General features: G+C 56.5%; 23 protein-coding genes and 1 tRNA gene. 15 read left to right on the top strand and 9 right to left on the bottom strand.

Annotated elements, in window-relative coordinates; genetic code table 11:
• Positions 1-160 precede the first annotated feature (160 nt).
• Positions 161-1,666, top strand: a complete 1,506-nt coding sequence (locus FEM03_RS09535) for a PLP-dependent transferase (protein ID WP_166442749.1) — start codon at positions 161-163, stop codon at positions 1,664-1,666.
• Here FEM03_RS09535 and dprA read toward each other — a convergent pair.
• The 4 genes from dprA to FEM03_RS09515 all read right to left on the bottom strand — a co-directional run bounded on the left by dprA (position 1,663) and on the right by FEM03_RS09515 (position 5,787).
• Positions 1,663-2,763, bottom strand: a complete 1,101-nt coding sequence (gene dprA / locus FEM03_RS09530; RefSeq protein WP_138085971.1) for a DNA-processing protein DprA — start codon at positions 2,761-2,763, stop codon at positions 1,663-1,665. The genes FEM03_RS09535 and dprA overlap by 4 nt on opposite strands.
• Positions 2,764-2,804: 41 nt before the next feature.
• On the bottom strand, positions 2,805-3,890 hold the full coding sequence (gene aroB, locus FEM03_RS09525; RefSeq protein WP_138085970.1) for a 3-dehydroquinate synthase: 1,086 nt from the start codon (positions 3,888-3,890) through the stop codon (positions 2,805-2,807).
• A 68-nt stretch (positions 3,891-3,958) separates the two neighbouring features.
• The gene (gene miaA, locus FEM03_RS09520; protein WP_166442748.1) at positions 3,959-4,855 is read right to left on the bottom strand and encodes a tRNA (adenosine(37)-N6)-dimethylallyltransferase MiaA; all 897 of its coding nucleotides are present in this window, start codon (positions 4,853-4,855) and stop codon (positions 3,959-3,961) included.
• Between the two features lie 89 nt (positions 4,856-4,944).
• Entirely contained in the window at positions 4,945-5,787 is an 843-nt protein-coding gene (locus tag FEM03_RS09515) for an RNA recognition motif domain-containing protein (RefSeq protein WP_240772726.1), read from the bottom strand.
• Between the two features lie 443 nt (positions 5,788-6,230).
• Between FEM03_RS09515 and FEM03_RS09510 the strand changes: the two genes are divergently transcribed.
• On the top strand, positions 6,231-6,629 hold the full coding sequence (locus FEM03_RS09510; protein ID WP_138085968.1) for a hypothetical protein: 399 nt from the start codon (positions 6,231-6,233) through the stop codon (positions 6,627-6,629).
• On the opposite strand, the gene FEM03_RS09505 is transcribed toward FEM03_RS09510, so the two are convergent.
• The gene (locus FEM03_RS09505; RefSeq protein ID WP_138085967.1) at positions 6,630-8,174 is read right to left on the bottom strand and encodes a pyridoxal-phosphate dependent enzyme; all 1,545 of its coding nucleotides are present in this window, start codon (positions 8,172-8,174) and stop codon (positions 6,630-6,632) included. It abuts the gene before it with no gap.
• 142 nt (positions 8,175-8,316) lie between these two features.
• Between FEM03_RS09505 and FEM03_RS09500 the strand changes: the two genes are divergently transcribed.
• From FEM03_RS09500 to FEM03_RS09490, 3 genes are all read left to right on the top strand, one after another.
• Positions 8,317-8,592, top strand: coding sequence for a glycine zipper domain-containing protein (locus FEM03_RS09500; RefSeq protein WP_138085966.1), 276 nt, complete (start codon positions 8,317-8,319; stop codon positions 8,590-8,592).
• 146 nt (positions 8,593-8,738) lie between these two features.
• Positions 8,739-9,002 (top strand): GlsB/YeaQ/YmgE family stress response membrane protein, encoded by a 264-nt coding sequence (locus tag FEM03_RS09495; protein ID WP_138085965.1) that lies wholly within the window; start codon positions 8,739-8,741, stop codon positions 9,000-9,002.
• Between the two features lie 122 nt (positions 9,003-9,124).
• On the top strand, positions 9,125-10,651 hold the full coding sequence (locus FEM03_RS09490; protein WP_138085964.1) for an MFS transporter: 1,527 nt from the start codon (positions 9,125-9,127) through the stop codon (positions 10,649-10,651).
• Positions 10,652-10,752: 101 nt separating this feature from the next.
• On the opposite strand, the gene FEM03_RS09485 is transcribed toward FEM03_RS09490, so the two are convergent.
• Positions 10,753-14,016: a beta strand repeat-containing protein gene (locus tag FEM03_RS09485; protein WP_138085963.1), complete on the bottom strand. Its 3,264-nt coding sequence runs from the start codon at positions 14,014-14,016 to the stop codon at positions 10,753-10,755.
• A gap of 258 nt (positions 14,017-14,274) precedes the next feature.
• On the opposite strand from FEM03_RS09485, the gene FEM03_RS09480 reads away from it, so the two are divergent.
• From FEM03_RS09480 to FEM03_RS09460, 5 genes are all read left to right on the top strand, one after another.
• Positions 14,275-15,843: an MFS transporter gene (locus FEM03_RS09480; protein WP_206170942.1), complete on the top strand. Its 1,569-nt coding sequence runs from the start codon at positions 14,275-14,277 to the stop codon at positions 15,841-15,843.
• 110 nt (positions 15,844-15,953) lie between these two features.
• Entirely contained in the window at positions 15,954-16,688 is a 735-nt protein-coding gene (locus FEM03_RS09475; RefSeq protein WP_138085962.1) for a LolA family protein, read from the top strand.
• A gap of 284 nt (positions 16,689-16,972) precedes the next feature.
• Positions 16,973-17,440: a 3-hydroxyacyl-ACP dehydratase FabZ family protein gene (locus tag FEM03_RS09470; RefSeq protein WP_240772725.1), complete on the top strand. Its 468-nt coding sequence runs from the start codon at positions 16,973-16,975 to the stop codon at positions 17,438-17,440.
• Between the two features lie 45 nt (positions 17,441-17,485).
• Positions 17,486-17,710, top strand: a complete 225-nt coding sequence (locus FEM03_RS09465) for an FmdB family zinc ribbon protein (RefSeq protein ID WP_138085961.1) — start codon at positions 17,486-17,488, stop codon at positions 17,708-17,710.
• 72 nt (positions 17,711-17,782) lie between these two features.
• Positions 17,783-17,872: transfer RNA gene (locus tag FEM03_RS09460), tRNA-Ser, on the top strand.
• A gap of 137 nt (positions 17,873-18,009) precedes the next feature.
• On the opposite strand, the gene FEM03_RS25835 is transcribed toward FEM03_RS09460, so the two are convergent.
• From FEM03_RS25835 to FEM03_RS09445, 3 genes are all read right to left on the bottom strand, one after another.
• Entirely contained in the window at positions 18,010-18,246 is a 237-nt protein-coding gene (locus tag FEM03_RS25835) for a DUF5615 family PIN-like protein (RefSeq protein ID WP_343162106.1), read from the bottom strand.
• A 95-nt stretch (positions 18,247-18,341) separates the two neighbouring features.
• The gene (locus FEM03_RS09450; RefSeq protein ID WP_138085960.1) at positions 18,342-18,560 is read right to left on the bottom strand and encodes a DUF433 domain-containing protein; all 219 of its coding nucleotides are present in this window, start codon (positions 18,558-18,560) and stop codon (positions 18,342-18,344) included.
• A 263-nt stretch (positions 18,561-18,823) separates the two neighbouring features.
• Positions 18,824-19,129 (bottom strand): hypothetical protein, encoded by a 306-nt coding sequence (locus tag FEM03_RS09445; protein ID WP_138085959.1) that lies wholly within the window; start codon positions 19,127-19,129, stop codon positions 18,824-18,826.
• On the opposite strand from FEM03_RS09445, the gene FEM03_RS09440 reads away from it, so the two are divergent.
• The 5 genes from FEM03_RS09440 to FEM03_RS09420 all read left to right on the top strand — a co-directional run bounded on the left by FEM03_RS09440 (position 19,113) and on the right by FEM03_RS09420 (position 25,606).
• Complete coding sequence (locus FEM03_RS09440) at positions 19,113-20,633, top strand: sulfatase family protein (RefSeq protein WP_138085958.1); 1,521 nt, start codon at positions 19,113-19,115, stop codon at positions 20,631-20,633. The genes FEM03_RS09445 and FEM03_RS09440 overlap by 17 nt on opposite strands.
• Before the next feature lie 266 nt (positions 20,634-20,899).
• Positions 20,900-21,274 (top strand): N-6 DNA methylase, encoded by a 375-nt coding sequence (locus FEM03_RS09435; RefSeq protein WP_138085957.1) that lies wholly within the window; start codon positions 20,900-20,902, stop codon positions 21,272-21,274.
• Positions 21,246-22,439: a DNA cytosine methyltransferase gene (locus FEM03_RS09430; protein ID WP_138085956.1), complete on the top strand. Its 1,194-nt coding sequence runs from the start codon at positions 21,246-21,248 to the stop codon at positions 22,437-22,439. The genes FEM03_RS09435 and FEM03_RS09430 overlap by 29 nt, the downstream gene beginning before the upstream one ends.
• Positions 22,440-22,441: 2 nt before the next feature.
• Positions 22,442-23,485, top strand: coding sequence for a phosphoribosyltransferase-like protein (locus tag FEM03_RS09425; protein ID WP_138085955.1), 1,044 nt, complete (start codon positions 22,442-22,444; stop codon positions 23,483-23,485).
• Positions 23,486-23,488: 3 nt separating this feature from the next.
• Positions 23,489-25,606 carry an ORC-CDC6 family AAA ATPase gene (locus tag FEM03_RS09420; protein WP_138085954.1) on the top strand — a complete coding sequence of 706 codons (2,118 nt, stop codon included), beginning with the start codon at positions 23,489-23,491 and terminating at the stop codon, positions 25,604-25,606.
• Positions 25,607-25,612 lie beyond the last annotated feature (6 nt).

The raw sequence follows: 25,612 nt of genomic DNA, 5'->3' as shown, positions 1-25,612 counted from the left end.
GAAGCGGTCAAGGGCGGGAACATGACTCGGGTGAATCGGTGGATCTGCAAAGACTTGGAGTTTGGTGTGGGGAGTAGGAGGACGAGTAGGAGAACGAGGACGAGGAGAAGAAATGATCGAATTTGCATGCGGTGGGATTTGAGGCAGAATGAGGGTCCTCATGCGCGATTTGTTCGTTGATCCTTTGTGCCGGGCGGAAGATTTGGGACTGCCGATTCCGCCAACTCCCTACGGAGTTTCGGTGTGCCTGCCTTTGTGGGAACATGTGATCGGTTATGAGGAAAAAGATCCCGCGGTGGTGTCGAAGTTTCAGAGTGGATACCCGCGCTTTTTTGTGCCGCCTTTGGTGCAGGGGTTGATGGATTTGGTGGAGAAGGAATGCGCGGGCTCAGGGGAGAAGGTTTTGGTTTTTCCGAGGGAAGTGCATGCGCAACGAGGATCGGATTATGTGCGCAAGCATGCCGGGGTGCAGGCGCGGGTGCTGGAGTGGGGACCGGAAAAGTTGGGGGTTTTGGTTTTTCCTAAAGAAGTGTATGACGTGGCGCGGCGGTTCTGGCGGTTTTGTGGAGAGTTGGTGAGCGCGCGGCAGGCGGAGGCGGCTGCGGGGATTGGGGGATCAGGGAGTGCGGTGACGTTTGAAGAGGGGGAGGCGGCGCAGAGGACAATCAAGGAGCGACTGGCGGGGATCACGGGTCAGAGGCCGGAGGATGTGTTTCTGTTTCCTTCGGGAATGGCGGCGAATTATGCGGTGCATCGGATGCTGACGGCGCTGTTGCCGGGAAGAAAAACGGTGCAGCTGGATTTTCCGTATGTGGATGTGTTGAAGCTGCAGGAGCAGTTCGGCAGCGGAGCGCACTTTTTGCCGTTCAACGATGAGGACGATTTTGAGCGTCTGCGGGAGATCGTGAAAGGGGAACCGCTGGCGGGAATTTTTGCGGAGGTGCCAAGCAATCCGCTGATGAAATGCGTGGATTTGCGCAAGGTGGTGGAGATGCTTTTTGTCGAGGAGAAGGACGTGCCGCTGATCGTGGACGATACGGTGGCGACGTGCGTGAACATTGATGCGTTTTTGCTGGCGGACGTGGTGACGACGAGTTTGACGAAGGCGTTCTCTGGTATGGGGGATGTGCTGGCGGGGTGTGTGATCGTGAATGGAGATTCGCCGTTTCACGATGACTTCACCGCGTTTTTGCAGGCGAATGCGGATCATTCACTTTGGCGTGGGGATGCGGTGGCCTTGGAGGTCAACTCGCGAGATTTTGTGCAACGGGTGAAGACGATGAGCCGCAACAGCGTGGCACTGTATGAATTTTTAAGTGAGCATCCTGCGGTGGATAAGGTGTATCACAGCATCGCCGATGAGAGCGGGGTGTATGACCATCTGCAGCGTGCGGATGGCGGGCACGGAAGTTTGCTTTCGTTTGTGCTGAAGGATCGCAGCAAAACGCCTTCGGTTTATGATGCGATGGAGTTCTGCAAAGGGCCGAGCTTGGGGACGAATTATTCGCTGGCGTGTCCTTATACGTTGCTGGCTCATTATGATGAGCTGGAGTGGGCGGAGAGCTGTGGGGTAGACCGGTCGTTGATCCGGTTTTCGACCGGGTTGGAGCCGGAAGAGGTGATCATTGAGCGGATGAAGCGGGCGTTGGAGCTCGCCTCAGCCTAAACCAGCCTGACATAAAACTTGCCGGGGAGGGCGCGGACGAGGCTTTTCATTTCGAGTTTCATGAGGGTGGTGCTGACGGTGCCGATGGGGAGGTTGGTGGCGAGAGCGATCTCGTTGATGTGGAGTTCATCGGTGCTGAGGGCGCTGTGGACGACGGCTTCCTGTTCGCTGAGGTCGGGTCGGTGACCGCCATGGGGGGCGTCGGCGCTGCTGATGATGTTCAGGGGCAGGACGTTGAATTCTTCAAGGATGTCGGAGGCATCCTGGACGAGTTTGGCTCCTTGTTGGATGAGATGGTTGCAGCCGTGGGAGGAGGGGCGGTCAATGTTGCCGGGGACGGCGAAGACGGTGCGGCCCTGGTCCATGGCTTGATTGGCGGTGATGAGAGAGCCGCTGCGCAGGGCGGCTTCGACGACAATGGTGCCGGAACTCCAGCCGCTGACGATGCGATTTCGCTGTGGGAAGGTGGTTTTGTCGGGAGGGTAGTCGACGGGATATTCGCTGACGACGGCCCCGCTTTCGGCGATGCGTTCGGCGAGGGCGGCGTTTTCGGGCGGGTAGAGTTTGGCGTGGCCGGATCCGATGACGGCGATGGTGCGGCCTTTGGCGGCGAGGGCACCTTCGTGGGCGGCGGTGTCGATGCCACGGGCGAGGCCGCTGATGATGGTGTAGCCAGCTTGGGCGAGTTGGAAGGCGAGTTTTTTGGCGGTGGCAAGTCCGTAGGCGGTGGCGTTGCGGACGCCAACGATGGAGACGGCGTGGCGGTCGCGTTCGGTGATCTGGCCACGGACGTAGAGGAGAAGCGGGGGATCGTGGATCTCGCTGAGGAGGTCGGGATAGACGGAATCTTCGGGGGTGACAAGGGTGAGATTCTCTTCCTGGATGCGGCGCAGTTCGCGGTCGAGATCGATGTGCTTTTTCCAGTGGGCGATGGTGCTGGCGAGGTCGTTGCCGAAGCCATCGATTTGCTGGATGTCGCTGGCTTTGGCGCGGAGGATGTCTTCGGGGGTGCCGAAGACTTCGAGGAGGCGCTGGACGCGGATGGGCCCGATTTTTGGGAGAAGATTGAGGGCGAGCCGGGCGTGGGTGGAGGTCATTTCGGGGGAAAGGATAAAGGATGAAGGCTAAAGGCTAAATTTTAGCTGCGCAGGTGTTCCAGGGCGCTGGTGAGGTGGGCCAGGGTGAGGTCTTTGGTGAGGAAGGCTTCGCCGAGGTCGCGCAGGAGGACGAAGCGTATTTGACCTTCGCTGAATTTTTTGTCGTGCTGCATGTGTTTCAAGATGGGGTCCGTGAGCAGCGAGGAAGGGAGTTGGGTGGGGAGTTGGTAGAGTTTGAGGAGGGCGAAGATTTCTTCGGCGTCGCTGAGGGGGAGTCCGCTGTGCTGGACGCTGAGGTGGGTGGCGGCGATCATGCCGAGGGAGATGGCTTCGCCGTGGAAGAGTTGACCGTAGCCGGCGGTGGCTTCGATGGCATGACCAAGGGTGTGGCCGAAGTTGAGGAGGGCGCGGGTGCCGTTGAGTTCGTGTTCGTCGGCTTCGACGATGCGGGCTTTGATGGCGACGTTACGGGCGATGAGGTCGGGGAGCAGTGTTGAGTCGGTGGCGGTTTTGGTGATGAGGTCAAACATGGCGGCGTCGCGAATGGCGGCGTGTTTGATGATCTCGGCGAATCCTTCGCGGTATTCGCGGGGAGGCAGGGTGGCGAGGGTGGCGGTGTCGGCGAGGACAAGGGCGGGTTGGGAAAAGGTGCCAATGAGGTTTTTGCCTTCGGGGGTGTTGACGCCGGTTTTACCGCCGACGCTAGAGTCGACTTGGGAGAGGACGGTGGTGGGAATTTGGATGAAGGGGATGCCGCGCAGAAAAATGGAGGCGACGAATCCCGCGAGGTCGCCGATGACCCCTCCGCCAAGGGCGATGAGGAAGGCTTTGCGGTCGAGTCCGGCGCGCAGCATCTGGCGGTTGATGTCTTCGACGACGGCCATGCTTTTGCTGGGTTCGCCGGCGGGAACGGTGATGAGGGTGGGGGTGATGCCGACGGAGGTGAGGCTGTCGAGGACGATTTGGGCGTAGAGCGGGGCGACGTTGGAGTCGGTGACAACGGCGCACTTTTTGCGATTGAGGAGGTCGGTGGCGAGGGGGCCGGATTGGGCGAGTAGGTTTTTGCCGACGAGAATGTCGTAGCTGCGTTCAGCGAGATCGACGCGGACGGTGTGGGAGGCGGGCATTGAAGAAAGGGAAAAGTGGGAAGTGAAAAGTGGCGCGGAAGTGGGAGGTCGGATTGTCGGTGTTGAAATCAAGATTTCAATTTCAATGCTGCGAGGGCGGTTTGGAGAATTTGATCGGGGGTGTGGGTGTGGTCGACGGGAAGGGGGATGAAGCCGGATTCGCGGCGGAACCATTTTTCCTGTCGGCGGGCGTATTGGCGGGTGGCGATTTCGATGGCGGTGATGGTTTCGTCGAGGGTGAGTTCGCCGCGAAGATGGGATTGAACTTCGCGGATGCCGATGGCGCGGGCGGCGGTGGTGGAGAGAGAGGGGAGGGCGGAGATTTCTTCGAGGAGACCGGCGCTGATCATGGCACGGGTGCGCTGGAGGATGCGGTCGTTGAGTCCAGGTCGCGGCCATTGGAGAATGAGGCCGGTGAAGGTGGGGGCGCTTTGGATTTTCCACGCCTGGCGCAGTTGGGATTGGGGCTGACCGGTAAGGAGACAGATCTCCAAGGCGCGGCTGACGTAGCGGTCGTTGCGGAGGTTGACGGTTTCGGCGGATTGGGGATCGAGAGCAAGGAGTTGAGCGACGCGTTCTTCGGTCGTGAAGGCGGCGAGGGTTTCGCGCAGGGTGGGATCGCTGGGGAGATCGCTGAGGCCGTGGGTGAGGGCTTTCAGATAGAGACCGCTGCCTCCGACGATGAGGGGGGTTCTGCCGCGATCCTGGATTTGCTGGATGATGGGGCGGGCGAGGTCGGCATAACGGGCGGCGTCGCAGGTTTGTTCGGCAGGGAGGACGGCGTAAAGATGATGAGGGGCTTGGGCGAAGTCGGACGCGCTCGGCTGGGCGGTGCAGATCGGCATGCCTTGGTAGAGCTGGAAGGCGTCGGCGTTGACGATTTCGCCGTCGAGATGGTTGGCCAGCGCGATAGCAAGCGCGGACTTGCCGGAAGCGGTGGGGCCGACGAGGTAGATGGGGGACAAGGGAAAGGCTAAGGGCTGAAGGATAAAGGATAAAAAAAACCGCCGGCCAGACTGGGCTGACGGGCGGTTTCTGTAAAAGGGTCGAAATCTTAGGCGACAGCTTGGGGGCTGCTGGACTCGCTTTCTTCGGCTTTGTCGCGGGACTCTTCGATTTCGTCGTCGGTAGGACGGCGTTCTTCGGGTTCGCTGCGCTCGGAGCGTTCGTCACGATCGGAACGTTCACCGCGGTCGCGATCGCCACGTTCTTCACGAGGAGGCATGGGTTTGGCACCGCCGACGATGAGAGGACGGCCCATGAAGTCTTTGCCATTGAGGTCGGTGACGGCTTTTTTGGCTCCGTCGAGGGTCATCATGGTGACAAAGGCAAAACCTTTGGAGCGCTGGGTGCGGCTGTTGACGACGACTTCGGAGTTTTTGACGCTGCCGGAGCCTGCGAAGAGTTCGAAGAGGTCGCTTTCGGTGGCATCGTAGCTGAGGTTGCCGACATAAAGGCGCTCGTTGAGCACTTCGGTGGAAACCTGGCTGCTGCGGGGTGGGCGGCCTTCGCGGTCACGGTCGCGGCTGTCACGATCGCCACGGCCTTCGCGCTCGCGACCATCTCGGCGGCTTTCACGGCCTTCGCGGCGGGCGGCGTCACGGGCATCGCGGTCGGAACGGGCGATGGGGCCGGGTTCGCGGTTGCTGCTGCCGGTTTGGCTTGAGGAGGATGATCTGACTTGGGCGACGCTTTGGGGTTTGTAGAGGCCAAAGGTGATCATGGTCAGAAACTTCTGCAACCCGGTGGGTTCAGGAGGTTTACGGCTGGGGCGGAAGCCTCCACGTCCTGAGCCTGAGGAGCTGCGGGAAGAGGAGGAGCGTGGACCGCCGGGGCGGCGGTTGCTGCGGCCGCGTCCTTGAGGACGGTCGCCCGCGTTGTTGTTGTATTCGCTCATCGGAATGTTCTTTCGTAGTTGGTATCGGGTTGGTCGCGAAGTGGCCGGTGGCGCAGCGTGCTCTACTTGGAGCGGGCATTTCCGAAACAGTCGGAGATGCTGCGGGGCAACTTGGGGCGGGGCTTCGCAGGCAGTGTCCCCAGGCGGTTTCAGCAAGCTTGGGCCGCGTGTGGGGGATCAAAGTCGCAGGGAGGCAATCCAGAGAATGGTTCCACTGGATGACGAGGCATTTGGGCGCGTTGGGTTGATTGATGATTGTGCGCATTCGATCGGGCACCGATGAAGGTGGCTCTCGGCCTCAAAGCTGCGGGCTTTGAATACTGACGGCATCAAAATACGTTTTTGCGGGGAACGGTGCAAGGGGTTTCTTGCGAGGCGACAAATCATCGGAACACGCCGTCCAGTTCAGCGACTTCAGTTCAATTCTTCTTGACGATCATGATATGGATCATGAAACTGTGCTCCTAAGGATGGCAAAATACCTACTTCTCGGTTTGGCGGCATGCATGCTTTGGATCTATTCGACCGAAAGTGGCCGCAATTTTTATGCTGACTATTTGTTCAAGTCACAAGTGAGAAGCGACGCCGAATCGAAGGTTGTGGAACCTCCCGCCTACGTGCCTGACGAACGGGTTGTTCAGAGACTGAAAAGTCGGCTCGATGAAATTGACGGTAAAATTTTGGGGCTTCAATTTGAACTCAAACACGAACAGGAGATGAGGGCGTCGGGTGTAAGATCATTCCGGACTGACCCGATTTTTTTGGAGCGAATGATTGGTCGTCACGAAGATGAGCGCAAGATCGTCGCTCGTGATCTCGAAAGAGCCCTGACTGGAAATTAATTACCGGCCAATCAGTCGTTCCAAGGCATCCTGGTCGATGCGTTTGCAGCTGCGATAACCTTCGCCTTGTTCGGGAATGGTGGAGAGGAAGTGGTCGCGTTGGGTGGCGGAATTGAAGTCGAGGCCGAGCAGGGCGCGTCCGATGCGTTCGCCGGTCTGGCGGTAGTTGAAGTAACAAATGCTGGCGTGGTCGCGCACCAACTGGCTGAGAAAGTCGTGGAGCGCGCCGGTGCGTTCGTAGAAGTCGAGACGCAGGAAGGCGGGGCTTTGCAGGAGGTCGCCGCGAAGGGGAATGGCGCGGAAGGTCACGTCGATGGCGTTGGTGAGGTCCTGCCACTGATACCCGGCGGCGTCGAGCACGGCGGGGAGGCATTGCAGGACTTCGGGCTTGTCGGCACTGATGGTGAAGATGGGCCAGGCTTCTTCGGCGTTGAGTTTGCCGTATTGGAAGTCGTTGATGTTGAGTCCGGCAAAACAGCGATCGATGAGCGCGAGCATGGACCCGGCTTGTTCAGGGATGCGAACGCGCAGGGTGCGGGTGTGGGTATCGCCATCGGTCTGGGCAATGAGGCCGAGCTGGCGGAAGTCGATGTTGGCTCCGGAAAGGACGATCAAAACACGTTTGCCAGCTAGCGCGGCGCGGTTTTTGATGACGGCGGCGAGTCCCATGGCTCCAGAGGGCTCGGAGATGCAGCGCAAGGTTTCCCAGAGCACGCGGATCGCATGGCTGACCTCGGCGTTGGTCACGAGCTCCATGCGGTCGATGGTGTCGCGGCAGATTTCGAATGGAAGTTCGCCTGCTTTGCGGACTGCGGTGCCGTCGCAGAAGATGTCGACACGATCGAGCGCGACGGGGTGGCCTTGTTCGAGAGCGACCTGCATGGAGTTTTGTCCGTTGCCTTCGACGCCGATGATTTCGATGTTGGGCCAGTAGGTTTTGAGCCAGGTGGAGACGCCAGCAGCCATGCCACCACCGCCGATTTGCAGCAATGCGGCATCGAAGGGTCCGTGTCCAGAGAGGACGACTTCATCGGCGAGGGTGCCCTGACCGGCCATGACTTTGAGGTCGTCGTAGGCCTGGACGTAGAGGCTGCCGGTGCTTGCTTCGTCGGCCCGCGCGGCGGTGACGGCTTCGTCGTAGCTGTCGCCGCTGAGAATGATCTCCACCCATTCGCCGCCATGGTGACGCACGGCCTGTTGTTTGACTCGCGGGGTGGAGCGCGGCATGTAAACCCGTGCGCGGATGCCCAACGCCTGGGCGACGAGGGCGACGCCCTGGGCATGGTTGCCGGCGGAGGCGGTGACGACACCGCAGGCGGTTTGCTCGGGGGCGAGCGAGGCCATGAAGTTGCAGGCACCGCGCCACTTGTAGGATTTCACGGACGCGCAGTCTTCGCGTTTGACCCAGATCTCCGGAGCGGGTTCGGGTCCGGGAAGGATGAGGCGTTCGAGGGGAGTGGGCTGGCCGAAGCGGTAAACGCGTTCGCGGGCAAAAAGGATTTCCTGTCTCAACCGGCGGTCGAGTGGCAGTGATTCGGCGGACATGAATGAAGGTGGGATCGTTAAAGGAGAACGGACGGGAGGGGCAATGAGCCTTGATACGGCAGCGATGGCAAGGGTCGGGTTGAAGAAAATGGGTGCCTGTGCGTCCAACTCTTTCGCGAACCCCGAATCTATTATGAACACCATGAAAAAACAAATCACCCTTCTCGCCGTCAGCCTCACGGCTGCTTTCTCATTTGCTTCCTGCTCTTCAGGTCCCAACGCCCGAACCGGAACCGTGATCGGTGCCTTGGGTGGTGCAGCTGCAGGTGGCATCATCGGACACCAAAGTGGCCGCGGCCTTGAAGGGGCCGCCATTGGAGCGGGCGCAGGGGCCATCGGCGGTAACGTGATCGGTGGAGCGCAGGACCAACGCAACGAGCGTTATTACCGTCGCAGCGCACGCCGCAGCTACTATTGAGATTGAGCCAATCAGGTCGGCTGGACCAGCGCGCCGGGCATCGGTTTTTCCGTCACAATCGTGGGAATTTGATGTTGACGGAAACGACGTAACAACGACGGTTCTCGCGCGGCAGCAGCCGTCTCAACCCCTCCTGTTCAGTCTCTATGATTTACAATGTTCTTGCTTGGATGGTGCTTGGTCTTTTGGCCGGAGCCGTGGCGAAGTTTTTGATGCCGGGAAGAGATCGTGGCGGGTGTCTGGTCACCAGTGTGATCGGCATTGCCGGAGCTTTGCTGGGCGGATTTATCGGACGTGAATTTTTCGGATTCGACCTCACCAGTTCGAGCATCGTGAACTGGAACAATTTTGGTGTCGCCACGGCGGGATCGTTTGTGCTGTTGTTGATCTTCCGTTTGTTCAGGAAATAGTCTGGCAGGGCTGTTGCCGACCCGGCATCGAAAAAAGCATTGCGCCTGGCGCGCGGTTTTGATGGAATGCGTCTCCTCACGTCGTTGAGGGGACGCATTCTTTTTTATACTTATCTGTATCTATGACCGCGAATCAGAATTCCGCCGGGCAAAAGCCGGACATGAAATTGTTTTGGGCGTGTTTTATTGCGCTGGTGGCCACCTCTTTTGTGTTTGCGGTGAGGGCGAACACGCTGGGTCAGATCCAGGGAGACCTTGGTTTGTCTGAAGCCCAGAAGGGCAACATCAGCGGAGCGGGGATGTGGCCGTTTGCGCTGAGCATCATCTTCTTCAGTCTGGTGGTGGATCGAATTGGCTACAAGCTGGTGGCGCTGTTTGCGATCACCTGTCATACCATCTCGTTGCTGCTGACCTTACGGGCGAACAGTTATGAATCGCTGTATTGGGCGACGTTGCTGATCGCGGTGGCGAACGGCACGGTGGAGGCTTTTGTGAATCCGGTGGTGGCGACGATGTTCCATCGTGAGAAGGCCAAATGGCTCAATATTCTGCATGCGGGCTGGCCGGCGGGAATGGCCTTGGGCGCGCTGGCGACGGTGATGTTCCAGTCGCAAACGTGGCAGTTCAAGTATGGCATGTGTTTTGTGCCCTTGGTGATTTATGCGTTGTTGATTATTCCGCGGGTGTTCCCATTGAATGAACGGGTGGCGGCGGGGGTGAGTTATCTGGACATGCTGCGCGAGGTGGGGGCCGTGGGCTTTTTTATTCTGACGGCACTGACGGTTCCGGCGGTTTCGCAGATGATGAATCAGGAGGCGTCCTGGGGATTGGTGTTTGGCATTGCGGGTGTGGTTGCCGTGGTGGTGGGTTTTCTCACCAAATCGTTGGGCAACTGGCTGTTCATCTTTGTGCTGATCACGATCGGACCGCTGGCGACAACAGAGCTGGGCACGGATGGATGGATGCCGGAGTTGTTGAAGTTGTCGGGTCCTGCCGGGATGTCGGGTGAGCAACTGGTGAGCTTTGCGACCTGGGTGTTCATCTACACGTCAGTGGTGATGACGGTGCTGCGTTTTTATGCAGGGCCGATCGTGCACAAGTTTTCGCCAATTGGGCTTCTGGTGGTGGGAACGGTTGTTGCCATTTTGGGGCTGCTGTTCCTGTCGAAAGCCACGGGTTATGTGATCATTGCTGCCGCCACGGTGTATGCCTTTGGCAAGGCTTTCTTATGGAGCACGACGTTGGGATTGGTGAGCGAGCAGTTTCCGAAAGGCGGGGCGCTGACGTTGAACGGAGTGTCCGCAGTGGGGGTGTTGTTTTTGGGCGTGTTGGGGAGTCCGCTGATCGGTTATCAGCAGGACGTCATCCTCGACAAGCAGCTGGCGAAGGAGCAGCCCGCCTTGTATGAAAAGATCGTGGGCGAGCCGAAGGGCAGCATCTTTGGCGAAGCACCGAGCCTAAATCAAGACAAGGTGGCGGTGCTGGGTGCCGAGGATCAGGCGGTGCTGACGGATGCGCAGGCCACCAGCAAAAGGGGCATGTTCACGGCGATCGCGATCCTGCCCGCGTTCATGCTGATTTGCTATCTGGTGATGTTCTTTTACTTCAAGTCTCGCGGCGGTTACAAGCCGGTGGCGATTCATGAGTGAACTGATTGATCATTAAAAGTAGAAGGGCCGTCCCGGCCCTTGTCTTTTTTTGCCAAGGCTCGAGACGAGCCTTCTACTTTGGTATTCACAATCGAGATCACTCAGCGGCTGCGGCGTCGATTGAAAAACGCTGCCGCAACGGCCGCAATCAGCAGCAACGCACGGGTGGGTTCAGGCACGGCGGACAGACTGATGGAGCCCCCATTGTAGAGGTCGCTGGTGTTCCAGGCGAGCAGAGGATAGGCAGTGAGTGATGGAAGAACGATGCTGGCGAAGGAGCCGGTGACCGTGCCGTTCCAGTCGAAAATGTCCCAGGTGTCGCCTTCGGCAAAAATCTGACCGGCGATGAAGGTGGAAACGTCAAGGGTCCCGGTGAGGAGGGCGGCTCCGTTGACGACGAGCTTGTCGGCATTGGTGTTGGGAGCGCCGAGTCCGTCGGTGCCGATCTGCATTTGAATGATGCCGTCGGAGAGGAATTCGCCGCCGCTGCCAAGCGCGAAGGTGAGGGTGTCGGGGGAGAGATCAGTGAATGGGTCGCCGACGATGAGAAAAGCGCCGGCCTTAAGGTGAATGTCGTTACCGGCAGAGGTTTCGATACGACCATTGCCGGCGAGTCCGGCGGCGGCTTCGACGAGGACCTGACCGAAGCCGGTGGCGCTGCCGGTGGTATTGGAAGCGACCAGCCGGCCTTCGTTGATGAGGGTGCTGCCGATGTAAGTGTTGGAGTTGGTGAGTTCGAGAGCGTTGGCACCCGTTTTGATGAGGCTGCCCGTCTCGCCGTTGCCAGTGCCGTTTTTGACAACCCCATTGACGATGACGCGGTCGGCATTCATGCCCTCGGTGTCGAAGGTCACGGCACCGGCGAGTTCAAAATCGTTGGCAATGACGGCGTTGGTGTAGGCTTTCCAGCGCGTGGTATCTGCGGTCGAGGCGGTTTCTTCGAAGCCGGTGTAGGCGGACTGGGCGGTGTTGAGGGCTCCGCCAGTGGCGAGGTCGGTGGTGGCGTAGCCGATGCCGAAGCGGTTGGTGGTGGGGTTGAAGGTCCAGTTGATGCCGTTTGCGTTGACGGGTCCGACACCGCCACCGCCGTTTTGGAGGTGGAACTGGATGACGGTGCCCACGCCAACAGTGGTGTTGGTGGTGACGGCGGTGTTGACACCGTTGTTGTTGGAAACCGTGCCGCTGACGCCGGTGAAATTGTTCCAGGTGCCGTTGTTGAGAATGGTGTTGCCGTTGATGTAGAGTCGGACGGCATCATCGTGATGTTCTCCGAAAGTCCAGGAACCGGCAGCGGAGGCCTGCACCATGATGCCAGTGGTCAGCCAGGCGGTGTTTTCGCCGAAGATGACGGCGTCGTTGGTGAAGGCGTGGTCGGGACGCAGGCTGACGAAAGTCCCGGCCTGGCCGATGGCAGGGGCTAGGGCAGTGTTGCCCAGCGCGGCATTGGTGGCACGTTTGGAGAGAAATCCCTGGTTGTCGAACTGGATGGTGGTGCCGTCGCCGAAGCGAGCGTTGCTGCCGGTGGCACCGAGGGCATTGGGATTGCGCAGGATGACGGTGCCGGCCTGGAATTCGGTGCTGACGACGCCGGTGCTGGTGCCGCCAAGTTCCATGATGCCGGTGCCGGTTTTGACGATTTTGCCGCCGGCGCTGCTGGCGAAGGAACCGTTAAAAGCGGTGTTGGCATTGGTGGTGATGGTAAGGGTGTTGCCCTGGACGTTGACATTGCCGTTGCCGGCGAGGGCACCAATGGTTTCGCTGGAGTCGAGTCGAAAGGTGGCGTTGACACCGGTGTTGCCGAGCACGTTGACGGTGGCGGTGTCGGAGATGGCGGTGCCTCCCGTGGCGGCGAGGGTGCCTTCACGAACCCGCACGACGGAGTTGGTATTGGTGCCGCCGACGATCCAGGTGCCGGTGCCGGTTTTGTCGAGCGTGGTGGTGCCACCGGCGTCGGCGAGTCCACCGCCGCTGAAGGTGTTGTTGCCCGTGTTGTTGCCGCCGAGAGTGAAGGTGCGGTTGCCGGTGGCCGTCATGGTGGCGGAGCCGGTCCAGGTGACCGTGTTGGCGGTGGCGGAGGTGTTGCTGATGCCGCCTCCGGCGTTGTTGAGGGAAAAATTGCGGTCGGTGCTGCCGGGGGTCGTGGCACCGTTGTATTCAACGAAACCGCCATGCAGACGCAGGTTGTTGGCCGCGTTGGAGGAGGCACCGAGACTGCTGGCGGTGCCGCCGTTTTGCAGGTTGGTGATCCGCAGGGTGGAGTTGCCGCTGACCTGGGTGGCGGCGTCGTAGGTGTTGGCAGCGGTGAGTTCAGCGTGTCCACCTCCTTGAAAGGTGAGGGTTCCGCCGGTGGTTCCGGTGGTGTTGCTGATGACGTTGGTGAAGCGCACTTCGGAGGTGGCGTTGAGTCCGGCAGTCAGGTTGACGGTGCGCGTGGCGGCGGTGGAGGTGCCGATGGCGAGTTCGATGGCGTTGGAGAAAATGACGGTCTGGTCGGCGGTGTTGGAGCCAAATTGAAGGTTTTGACCGGTGCCGATGAATCCGCCGCTGGCCCAGGTGAGGGTGTCGGGGGTGACGTTGCCGCCGATGTTGACGGTGCGGGTGGCATTGACGGCGGAGAAGCCGCTGTTGGTGGCGGTGAACTGGACCTGCCCTGCACCGGTGCCAAGGCCGTGGGTGAAAGCAGTGGTGTGGTTGAGTTCGAGAATGCCGCCCGCGAGGTTGAGGTTGCTGTTGGCGGAGAGGGAGGCAGCGGAACTGACCCGAAGGGCACCGGCGGTGATGCGGGTGGCGCCGTTGTAGGTGTTGGTGCCGCTGAGAATGACGGTGCCGCCGCCTGCTTTGGCGAATTCGGTGGTGCCGATGCCGGTGGAGATGTTGCCGCTGATGGTGAGGTTGCGTTGGGAGGCCACGGCTCCGGTGGCGCCGTTGTTGGTGACGAGAAGGTTGTCGTTGAGCGTGATGTTGGCCGAGATCGTGTCGCCGAAGCTGGCAGAGTTTTGGGTAATGGCGGCGTTGCCGGCGGTGACGTCGAAAATGAGGTTGCCCGCAGTGCCTGCTGCGATGGTGTAGGCGGCGTTGGTGGTGCCGGAGTCGCCGATGTTGAGGGTGCCGATGGTAATGGGCACGTTGAGGTTGATGAGGGTGGCGGCGGTGATGTTGGCGGTGACGTTGGCAATGTCGTCGATCGCATTGGGAAAGGTGCCGGGCTGGCCCCAAACGTTGGTCGGGGCGGTGGCGTCGTTCCAGTTTTTGGTGCCGCCGGTGGTGTCGGTCCAGGTGAACGTGGCGGCTTTCAACGCTGGCGTAAGGCATCCCAGCATGACCAGTGCAAGGGCGGGAGTGAGGACAAAGCGTGGCGAGTTCATAGGAGCGTGAGTGAAAGGCTATCGTATTCGGTCAGATTTGAACACCCTGTTTTTTTGCAAAGGAACAAATGAGGGACTTGCGTCAGTGGCCTGAATGGCAGCCAATAAAGAGGTTCTTCAGCGATGACATGGGGGGTTTCCCCAGTTTTTTCTTGTTCATGCTGAACTTTCTGATAAAAACGGCCTTCCGCCGGGGTAGGTTCTTCCCACCCCCGCACCTTATCACCTCAAAATACTAACACCATCAATACAAATACAATGAGCAGCGACGAAGGTATCGCCCCCAACGCAAAACGCCTGCTTTGGGCAGGATTCATGGCCATCCTCGCGGCTGGCGTAGGCTTTGGCATTCGAGGAGGCATCCTCGCCAACTGGGGTGCTGAGTTCGGTTTTACGGGCGGACAGCTCGGAGCCATCGGAGGGGCCGGCTTCATCGGCTTCTGCTTCGGCATCATCATCGGCGGGGTCGTGGTGGACAAGATCGGCTACGGCAAGCTGGTGTTTGCGGCCTTCTTCTTTCACGTGCTCTCTGCCTTCATTACTTTCGGTGCTACCGAGGGGCAGTCCCAACAGCTCGCCTACAATCTGCTCTACTGGGGCACCTTTGTGTTCGCCCTGGCGAACGGCACCTTGGAAGCCGTGGCAAACCCGCTGGTCTCCACCCTGTTCCCGAAAAATCGCACGCACTATTTGAACATCCTGCACGCCAGCTGGCCTTTGGGCATGGTGGTGGGTGGCTTGATCGGCTGGACCCTCGGCAACCCCGAAGGCATGAATGTGAGCTGGAAAATCCAGCTTGGTCTCTTCCTCGTTCCCACCGTCATTTACGGCATCTTCTTCATGGGGCAGTCCTTCCCCAAATCGGAAGCTTCCGCCAAAGGCCTCAGCACGGGTGAGATGTTGAAAGACGTGGGTCTGCTCGGTTCGGCCATCGCCTGCTACTTGCTGGTGCTGTTTTTCGAAGGGCCGCTCGGCCTGCCTACCGGCGCTGCCTTTGCCATCGGTGGCGTTTTGCTGATCGTGGTCGGCGTCATGACGAAGTTCTCCATCGGCTCCTTCCTCCTGTTTGTCCTGTTCATCGCCCACGTTCTGGTTGGCGCGGTTGAGCTGGGCACGGATGGCTGGATTCAGAACATCACCGGCAACATCCTCACTCCTGATCAAGGCAAAATCCTCTTTGTCTTCACCTCCCTGCTGATGTTCATCCTGCGATTCTGCGCTCACTTCATCGAGAAGAACCTCAAAATCTCCCCCATCGGCCTGTTGCTTATTTGCTCGGTCTTCGCCGTCGTCGGTCTGAACATGGTCAGCGGAGTGACCACCTTCATCGGTGCGCTTCTTGCCCTTTCGGTTTATGCCATCGGCAAGACCTTCTTCTGGCCAACGATGCTCGCCGTTGTGGGTGACCGCTTCCCACGCTCCGGAGCCATCGCGATGTCCGTCATGGGTGGTTGCGGCATGATGTCCGCTGGTCTCCTTGGTTCGGCCGGTCTTGGTTATGCCAAGGACCGCTTCGCTGCGGAAGCGCTTGAGTCGAACAACCCCGCCATCTACCAGCAATACAAGGCAGAAACCGCCAGTTCCTTCCTCTTCCTGGAACCGGTGAACGGACTGGACGGCACGAAGCTCGCAGGAGCCCTTGCTGCCGAGCCCAAGACCCCGGAACAAACCGCCGTGGTTGAGGCCAGCATTGCAGGTGACCGCAAAACGCTGAAAGCCGACTCGTTCATTCCTGCCGCCATGGCAGTGATCTACCTGTTGCTCATGTTGTATTTCAAAATGATCGGCGGCTACAAGCCGGTCAGTATTGATCACAAGGAGGCGTAGTTAGGCGCACCACGAGTATTCATTCAATCGCAGCAGGTTCCGGCCTGCTGCGATTTTTTTGTGGGTGCGACGCGCCTTGATGAATGGTCGGATCGGAGGCACAATGACCAATGCCTTTCCCGCGCCGTCTTTCGTCTTTTGCCATTCTCGCGTCGATCACCTGTCTGACCGCAATTGGTCTTGGTCCCACGAATCCCATTCAAGCCGCGACGCAGGAAGAGGCCCGCGCCGTTTTGCAGCAATGGATGAAGGCGGCCGAGAAGGTCGAGTCCGTGGAGGCGGAGTTCGAGCAACTACGATTGCTCAGCACGGTGAAGGTGCCCTTGCGTAAAAGCGGCAAGATCTGGATGGACAAGTCCGGCCTGTTTCGCTGGCAGGTGGGCGAACCTCCGATCACCACCGTGGTGCGCAACCAAGACGGGCAAGTGACCGTGCTGGATGGGAAAAAGAAAACCGCCAATGTGTGGAGCAAGGAAGCGTTGCTGGAGGAGGAGAAAGCCGGTCGCGGACAGGGATTTGCCATGTTGCAGTCGATGCAATCGCCCAACCTCGCTGATTTTGAGGAGCGTTTTGACATCAAAGATGCCGAACGTGTCGGCAAAGATCAATCGGCATCCGTCTGGAAATTCGATCTGGGCCTGAAGGACCGCAAAGCCTCCGTGTTTGTCCGCCAGATCGAGATGACATTGGATGTGGAGAAAGGAACCTTGGTGAGCCTGGTGTTGGTGATGCGCGACAAATCGAGCCTCGCGACGCATGTCCGCAGTCAGCGTTTGAATGCGAAGATCCCCGCGAGTGTGTTTGCCGTGGATACGACGGGGTTTGAATTGCAAAGTGAAAAGTGAAAAGTGAAAAGTGAAGGGAGGTTCCTAGTTCTTGGTTCTTGGTTCTTCGTTCTTGGTTTTGTGCATCAAGGAGCGGCGCCCTCCTGGCCGCCGTCATTGCCCCAGCCAATTTCCCCAAACCATCGGCGGGCAGGAGACCGCCGCTCCTTGCAGTCCGGAAGGTCCTTGGACATTGCTCATTGTTCCTTGGTCATTTCTTTGGACATTGGTCATTGGGCACTGGTCATTTCATTGCTCCTTGACGTGGACCATGACTCTCTCCACATCCTTCCATGCCCATGCCCATGTCCATGCCTGACGCTTCGCTCACTGCTGCCCTTCAATCTTTGCCCCATGGGCCTGAATTTCGGTTTGTGGATTTTTTGAAGGAACTCGATCCCGGCCAACGGGCAGTCGGAGTCTATCAGTTGCGCGGCGACGAACATTTCCTGGCAGGACATTTTCCCGGGATGCCGATCATGCCGGCGGTGTTGATGGTTGAGGCTCTCGCTCAGGTGGCCGGGGTGGCGGCGCAGACCGATCCCGAGATTCCCGCCATGACGGACATGCGACTGACCGCCATGCGGGCCATCAAGGTGTTGGGCGCAGCAGCCCCAGGCGATGAACTGGTCATCGAAGCCGAAGTTCAAGGCCGCATGGGCGGACTGGTGTTGGCCGCAGGCACCGTGAAAGTGGGCGACACCTTGCTGGTGCAAGGGCAGATCACCCTGAGCGGAACGGTCATTGAGTCTGCTCCTTCTCCCACCGCTTGAGTTGAGTCGAGTTGAAGCCTCACAAAAATCTGCTAAAACATCCAAATGGCGACCTATGTTTACGAGACCGTTCCCCAGCAAGAAGGCGAAATCAGCCGTCGGTTTGAGTGGAAGCAGAGCATGAAAGACGCAGCCTTGACCCAACACCCCGAAACCGGCGAACCCGTGCGCCGCGTCATCATGGGAGGAGCCGGATTGATGGGCATGTCGACACCGGTCGCCGCCGTCAGCAGCGGAGGCAGTTGTGGCACCGGTTGTGGTTGTCATTGACGCCCCGCGTAAAAACACTTGCAACCCGTCCCGGGCGGTCCATCTTATCGGCCCGTCAAACCGGGAAAATTAGGACAGGTGCCAGAGTGGTCGAACGGGCACGCCTGGAAAGTGTGTGAACTCGTAAGGGTTCCGAGGGTTCGAATCCCTCCCTGTCCGCCATTTGTTTTGAGAATGGTTCCGTGGTGCTGTCCCCAAACCACCATGGCGAACACAACACCATGGCGAACACAAAATCGAGGCCGGAGTTCATTAACCGCTATGGTGAACGCTTTAATCGGCTAAATGATGGAGGCTTTTTAGCGAACCTCAATGAGCTGATCGCCTTGCTGAATAAGCTGGATAATCTGTGGGAGCAGCGGCTCGAACCAATTCAGGAGTGCCCGTCGGCTGGTGTTGCCAATGCGCAGCCAGACAATGGCGGGGCCCGTGCCGCTCTGGCGCAAACGTAGAGAGAAATCTTCGTCTTTGGTGATGATTGCCGCGCCGTGCTCAAGGGCGTAAGCCCAAACAGATGCGTCATCTGCATCCCTCATCCCAAGGTCAGCCACGTGATCGGATGCATATCCACTGGCGCTGAGCAACCGGCTCAACGCCGAGGCAACTGCGCATCGATCAGGAATCACATGGACTAACGGACGAGTAATACAGGGTGGTCGATTTCGCTGGCGGCGTATTCCAGAGAGGCCCTGATGTCTTCAGATTCCAAATACGGGTAATCTTCGAGGATTTCCTTCTCAGACACGCCCGCAGCAAGCAAGTCGAGCACATCCTTGACACGAATGCGCATGCCTCGTATGCAAGGCCGTCCGCCACATTGATTGGCGTTGAAGGTGATGCGGTCGATCATGTTTCCAAGTTACGCTCGTTGTCGGATTGTTCAAGTCTCGCACTTGCGTCTGGGCAGGTGATGGCGTGGACGCCTTCATTCAGGTGCTGGAGCTCACCTCCGTGGATAGCGCGGTAGTTTGAAGCCGGGTTACTGGGTTAAAAGGGGGGGATATCGGGGGTTTGGGGTTGGCTTGATTTTGAGGCTTCTCTCGCCCAGCCCCATTTTTCATTTCAGGACAAAGCTTCCAAATGTTGCAAAACGCGGACCGACCCCGGCCCCACTTAAGGAAGCGGCAAGGGCGCTGGCACTTGGGCAGGAGATCTGGTGTTGCTGGCGAACGGGTTGAAGCCGAACACGACGGTGGGGAATGGCTGGTTAACCGAGCGGCTGGTCATGCGAAATGAGAGAGCACCGACATGTGTTGAGGCGTGTGTGCTAGACTCGAAATCAAGTTGCAAAAGTAGCAGAAGCTTGATCAAAATCTCACCCATGACACTGCGCAGCAGGCCAGGCTGGCCGAACTCCGCAATCCGTTGGAGGAAGAACTGAAAAACATCCGTTAATGACACCATGAACAGACGATTCATTTTATCGCTCGGATTCAGCGTGATGCTGCCCTTGGCCTCAACTGCTGCTGACCGCGACAGCAACAGAGACAGCAACAGCGACAGCGTGCGCCGGCCCAACATCCTCTGGCTCATTGGGGAAAATCTCTCGCATGACCTCGGATGTTATGGCGCCAAGAATGTCCACACACCCAACCTGGACGCGCTGGCCGCAGAGGGCGTGCGTTACACACGGGTGTTTGCCACCAACCCGGCCTGTGCGCCCAGCCGTTCGGCTTTCTTTGCGGGCATGTATCAGACCACGACGGACACGCATCCCATGCGAGCTCATCGCGATGATGACTTCAAACTTCCTGAAGGAGTCAGGCCTGTCACCCACCGTCTCAAGGACGCAGGCTACTACACCGCCAACATCAAAACCGTCGGGCAGGACACGGTGGGCACAGGCAAGCTGGACCTCAATTATGTCAACGAAGGCCCCATCTATCATGAAGGTTCCGGCGCATGGGAATCGGTGAAGAACCGCCAGCCTTTTTTCGCCGTCGTGAATGCCGAGGAAAACGAGTATGACATCTACGACCGCAAGAGTGCGGAAAAAGAAAGGGTCGAATGGGTGGGCGAGCGCATCCATGTCCAGCACGCCAAACCGGACACCGTGACGCCCCCGCCTTATTATCCTGATCACCCGGTCGTAAGGCAGGAGTGGGCGCGATATTTAAACTCCGTCTCCGGGATGGATCTTCGCTTTGGCAAGGTGCTGGCCCAGTTGCGTGCCGATGGTCTCGAAGATGATACCATCATCATTTTCTTCGGTGACAACGGCCAGTTGGAGCCGCGCGGCATTCACTGGTGTTATGACAACGGCCTGCGCGTGCCCATGATCATCAAATGGCCAAAGAACTTTCCTGCCCCGGCCCAGATCAAACCCGGGACCGTCGATGAGCGCATTCTCAGCCTGATTGATGTCACGGCGACCACGCTGGCCCTGGCAGGATTGCCAAAACCTGCCTTGATGCAGGGCCGCGTCTTTTTAGGTGACCACGCCGAAACTCCCCGAACCTTTGCCTTCGCCGCCAGAGACCGCATTGATGAGACCCAGCAGCGCATTCGCTCGGTTCACGAAGAGCGTTATCATTACATCCGCACCATCTCCAGCGGTCCGACCTTTGCCTCCCTGAATCGATACAAGGAAAAGTGTTTTGCCATCATGCCGGTCATGAGAGACCTGCACGCCCAGGGCAAGCTCACCGGACCCGCGCTGGAACTCATGCAGCGCAGCGGCCCCTGTGAGGAGCTCTATGATACCGATGCAGATCCGCATGAGGTAAAGAATCTGGCAGGATCTCAAGAGCCCGCTCATCGCGAGGCGCTGATCCGTCTGCGTGCGGCCCTGGATGTCTGGATGGTCGAAACGGGCGACCGTGGAGCCGTTCCCGAAGCCCCTGAAGTCGTCGCCCCCTTTGCAGGAGAGATGCACCAATGGTTCGGCACCCCCGCCTGGGCGCAGCCCAAACAATCGCGGTAATTCTGGGTCGGGGTGTGGTTCTGGAAAGCTGGCCGTATTATGGGCATTCGATTTGTCCGTCCTTCTGCCTAGCCTCTAGGCCACGAAAATGAGGGGGTGGGCGCGAACTACATGCATTTTGACGAATCGCCGAAGAGAGAAGCGATGTCCAAGCGTCCAACCCTTCTGGGGACAGGCTCTTCAAATGTATTGATCTAGCTCCGGAAAAAATGGGGTGGTCACAGTTGGCAAACTAATCTAGATATAGCATTGTAATATTCCCCCCAATGCAGTCTTCTAATTCACAAGCTTTCATCGGTGAGCTCGAAAAAAAACTATGGACTACAGCAGACAAGCTGTGGTCAAATCTCGATGCTGCGGTTTACGGGAAGGAAAGCGGTCCTATTACTCGGCGGTTGGCGGCGATAAACATGGCAATTTGCGGAATCGACTTTGGCAAGCAACCGGCGGACACTGTCACCCGGGACCAGCTCCCGGAGTTCCCCGCAGACATCTTGTTAGCGAATCAGCCATTCATTATCAAGGAATTGGGGAACGGCGTGCTGGAGGGGGAATGGTGGCTCCTCAGCAAGGTTTTCAAGAAACCAATCATCAGTGCTTATTCGCGTTGGTATGACGAAAGGATGTATGACATTCGCTAGCCTTTTTTCAGGATGCGGAGGCTTTGACCTCGGCTTCACTTCCAGCGGATTTCGCCCTAAAGGTGCATATGATCTTGATCATGAGGCTGTGAAAAATTTTGAATCTAACGTATGTGGGGAGATCTATCGAACAGATTTAACTAATGGAATCCCACATGAACGAAACCTTCGAAATGTTGACGTCCTGATCGCGGGGCCACCATGCCAAGGTTTCTCTACCGCCGGAAAGCGGCTTGTGGATGATAAGCGGAACCATCTCCTCACCCTAACTGGAACGCTAGCGCTTAGAATCTCCCCTAAAGTTCTGGTGGTTGAGAACGTGTCTGGCGCCCTCTCCGGGGAACATGTAAAGTATTTCAATGCATTGGACGGAATGATGAAGGATGCAGGGTATCTGACGAAAACTATTCGATGTCAGACCGCAGATCTTGGAATGGCACAGTTAAGACGTCGAGTTCTGTTCATAGCCTGGAGGACTAAAAGGGATGGTGATTTCGAGATAGACAATAAGGCGGCTGGCGATCTCCGAACGGTCCTTACAGGTGCCTACAAGGAAAAGAATCACAATCCCATTCAGCTTGATCCTGGCGGACGGGATGCATTGATTGCAAAGCGCATCTTACAGGGACAAAAACTTTCGAATGTCCGTGGTGGTGAGAACGCTGTAGCAACTTGGGATATACCGGAGGTATTTGGAAGTGTTACGCAACACGAGCGCACTGTTCTGGAACTGCTTAGGCGGCTTCGGAGGCAGGAGCGCGCGCGGAGTTATGGCGATGCTGACCCTGTATCCATAAAACGACTAGAGGCAGCACTTGGAGAAACGTTTCATCAACTTTTGGAAGGGTTAATCGAAAAAGGTTATCTGCGGAGAATCGCTGACACCGTGGACCTAGTTGGAACCTTCAATGGAAAATATCGCAGATTGGCTTGGGATAAGCCGAGCTACACAGTGGATACGCGCTTCGGATCGCCACGATATTTCCTGCATCCATCGAAGCAGAGGGGGTTCTCGGTGCGTGAAGCGGCTCGGATCCAGGGTTTCCCCGATTCCTATGTTTTTAGCGGAGGAGAGCAGGCGCAATACCGGCTTATTGGAAATGCCGTTCCACCTCCACTTGGTTGTCTTGCTGCCAAATTGGCAAAACGCTTACTTGGTAATTGATTATGAAAATTAATGCACTAAGAGATGCCGTCGGGGAATGGGATGCTGGGTATATCGGCGATAACATCGAACTCACATCGAAATATTTAGAAATCCTTAATCGGCTGGAGTTTCTAGGCAAACATGAGTGGTGTAACTATGTTCCAGCCGAGAGCGCTGCTTTTGAAATCGGATTTCTAGATCGATTAGCTTCATGGATTGGAAATGTCGATAGTTCCGAGGATCAAAAATTACTATTAGAATACGCTCAGAGAATCAGCTTTTTTTCTCATCAAGATTTTATTTCTCTATACAGAGCGGCTTTTTGTGGTCCCATCACTAGATGGGTAATTACGCAAGCAGGACTGCGATTTAGTGATCCTCATTTCTCCAGGAAATTAGAACGTGAACTTAAAAGGCATACTTGGTATTGCCCAATAACCGACAGCATGGGTATTAACGAGTTTTATCACGCAAATCATATTAGTGGCATTGAACATCGTCCGAGCTTTTCAACTCTAGCAATGCTAAATCCAATCAATCTTGCTCCAGACCAAACTCTATTGGATAACTTAAAAGGATTCATGAAAAAGCCAGACCGGGGACCAAGAAGGGAAAGGCCACTCAAACGCCTTGTGCTGTTGGAAGACTTTGTGGGCAGCGGAACTCAGATGAAATCTGCAGTAAAGTGGGCCGCGCAACGACTTGATATTCAGATTCTCGTTGTTCCATTGATTATTTGTGGGCCAGGAATGATTGTTCTGAATGAAATGATTGATGACTATCCAAGTCTTCTCACGGCATCTCCGGTTGTAGAAATTGGTCCCGATAATCTGCTTGGGGCAAATGGTGAATCTGAAAACACTTGGGAACAGAGAAATGAAATGGAGGATTTGGCGAATAGATTGGTGTCATCGCATGGTATAAAAGAACCTTTCGGCTACAAAGAAACTGGCTGTTCAGTTGTGACATACTCCAATGTTCCGAACAATTCGTTGTCATTGATTCATCAAAAAGTGCTAAAGAATAGGTGGATACCACTGTTCCCACGATCCTCAAGGGCTTGATCTATGAATTATTCACATAATCCATTTCAGGAATTATATGTCGCTGATTCCGTTGATCAAGAGCACTTTGTGCGGCTATTTAGTAGCAAGCCGATGGATTCGCTTGTTGAGTTTCATCAGCTTTTTCAAGCAGGCAATGTCGTTCTTTTGGGCTCCCAAGGATGCGGCAAAACGATGCTATTAACCCTGTTGCGACCTGAGATTCGAATTGCATATCGCAAATACAAAGAACCGTTCCCCGTTCCTGCTGATCATGCTCAATTCCTTTCGGCGGGAATCAATCTCACGAAGAGCGGTATCGCCCATCTTGCGGGAGTTACCTTGGGTCAAGGGCAGCAGCATGACATCCAGGAGTTGCCGTATTACTTTGGGGATTTATTCAACTATAAAGTGATTCTCGATCTAATGGAGAATCTAAAGATAATTGAAGAGAATCCAGATACATTTGGATCGCTTGTGTCTCTTTCGGCTGAAAAGCAATTTGTCAAGAAGCTTATCAAACAAGATTGTTGGGCTGGTGCATTAAATGGTTGCCAAACGTCTGGTGATCTGATGGTTCGCATCAAGGACCGCATAGCGTGCTATCGTAACTGGATGGGGCACAATATGCGCTTCGACGGAGCACCCAAACTCTTGAGGGATTCAAAGAGTATGGTCGGAGAGCCTATCTTAAGGACCGTTGATTGCTTAAAATCAACCGGTGTGATTGATGACGTGCCCGTTTTCATAAGGATTGATCAAATTGAAGAATTGGTTCATGCTCCCGCTGGTTTACCGGCAAGCCTACGATTGGCTTTCAGGCAAATGCTCAATGGTGCCCTTGGAAAGCGAGATCTTCGCGTGGCTTATAGACTGGGTTCGCGGCCCTACGGTTGGAATACTGAGGGGTGTCTTGGCGTTTTCGGAGGAGGAGTCCTTGAGGAGGAAAGAGACTACCACATCACAGATTTCGATGCTGCGTGGAGAAGGACTGAGAATGTGAAAGGCACATTTGAAATTTTTGCTAAAGATGCGTTTTTGCGGCGGATTAAGTATTATTTGGATGAGGATATCGATCAGAGGCTTGACCCGCTAGAGGCTGTATTTTCTTGCTCAGCACTCAAGCGAGATCGCACCCAATCGATTTTTAGTTCGCCTTCTCCTGCGGCTGGTTCTTACGAAAGAGCGCTTGCAATCACCGACAAAGAGGAAACTCTACTTTGGAGTAAGGAATGGAAATCGTTTTTGTCAGAGTTGTTTATAAAAGAACCGCTTGAAGCAGTGCTTGCAGCTGCGTGGGGACGGCAAACTGGAGGTGGGAGAGGTAAGCTTGAGCATCGTAGTGCTCCCCCACCAACCGAATCTCCTTATCCTTGGGAAAACCAATGGTGGCGGAAAGAAAGGCTGACACTGGCTGCATTGCAGCTCGCAGCCCGACGAGGTCAGCGACTCATGTGGTGGGGAAAGCGAGATATTTTAGATCTCAGTGGTGGGAATATTCTGGCATTTCTTGGAATATGTCATGGAATCTGGAATCAGTTTCTCAAAATAGAGCAGGGAAAGAAGGCATTAGGGGAGAGGCAGTCCAATCCCTTGATTGGAGAGTTTATCGACAGAAAGTATCAGGCATTGGGAATACAGGAAGCTAGTAAGGTTTGGTATAATAAACTTGCCGAACATAAGCCCGGTGGTGATATAAGGCAACGCTTCATCGGAAAGCTTGGAAATTATTTGAGACGTTCCCTTCGGGAAGATAAGAAAATGTCTTATCCTGGGGGCAACGGATTTTCTTTAGAGGTGAACGTCCTTGAGTTAGATGCACCCGAGAATCGAATTGCATGGAGTTTTTTAAAACAGTGCGTGGGATGGGGTGCGCTGGTAGTTTCCGATCACACAACAAAGAAGCAATCTGGTGAACAACGACTGAAGTTTTATCTTCACCCTGTTCTTTCCCCGGTTTTTCAGCTGCCCGTGGCGCACACTAAAGAGCCGCTCTACTGGGAAATAAATCAACTGATTTGGATTCTCAAAGAAGCCGAGGTGCCGCTCACGCTTGTTGCATCAGAAGATTGGGAGGCAAAAAAGGTTCTCCGCATTAGAAATGCTGGTGATGAAAGTGACGAGCAATTAAAGCTATTCTGAATATTT

The sequence above is a fragment of the Phragmitibacter flavus genome, from assembly GCF_005780165.1.
GTDB lineage: Bacteria > Verrucomicrobiota > Verrucomicrobiia > Verrucomicrobiales > Verrucomicrobiaceae > Phragmitibacter > Phragmitibacter flavus.
This window is presented reverse-complemented; position numbering and strand designations above follow the sequence as displayed.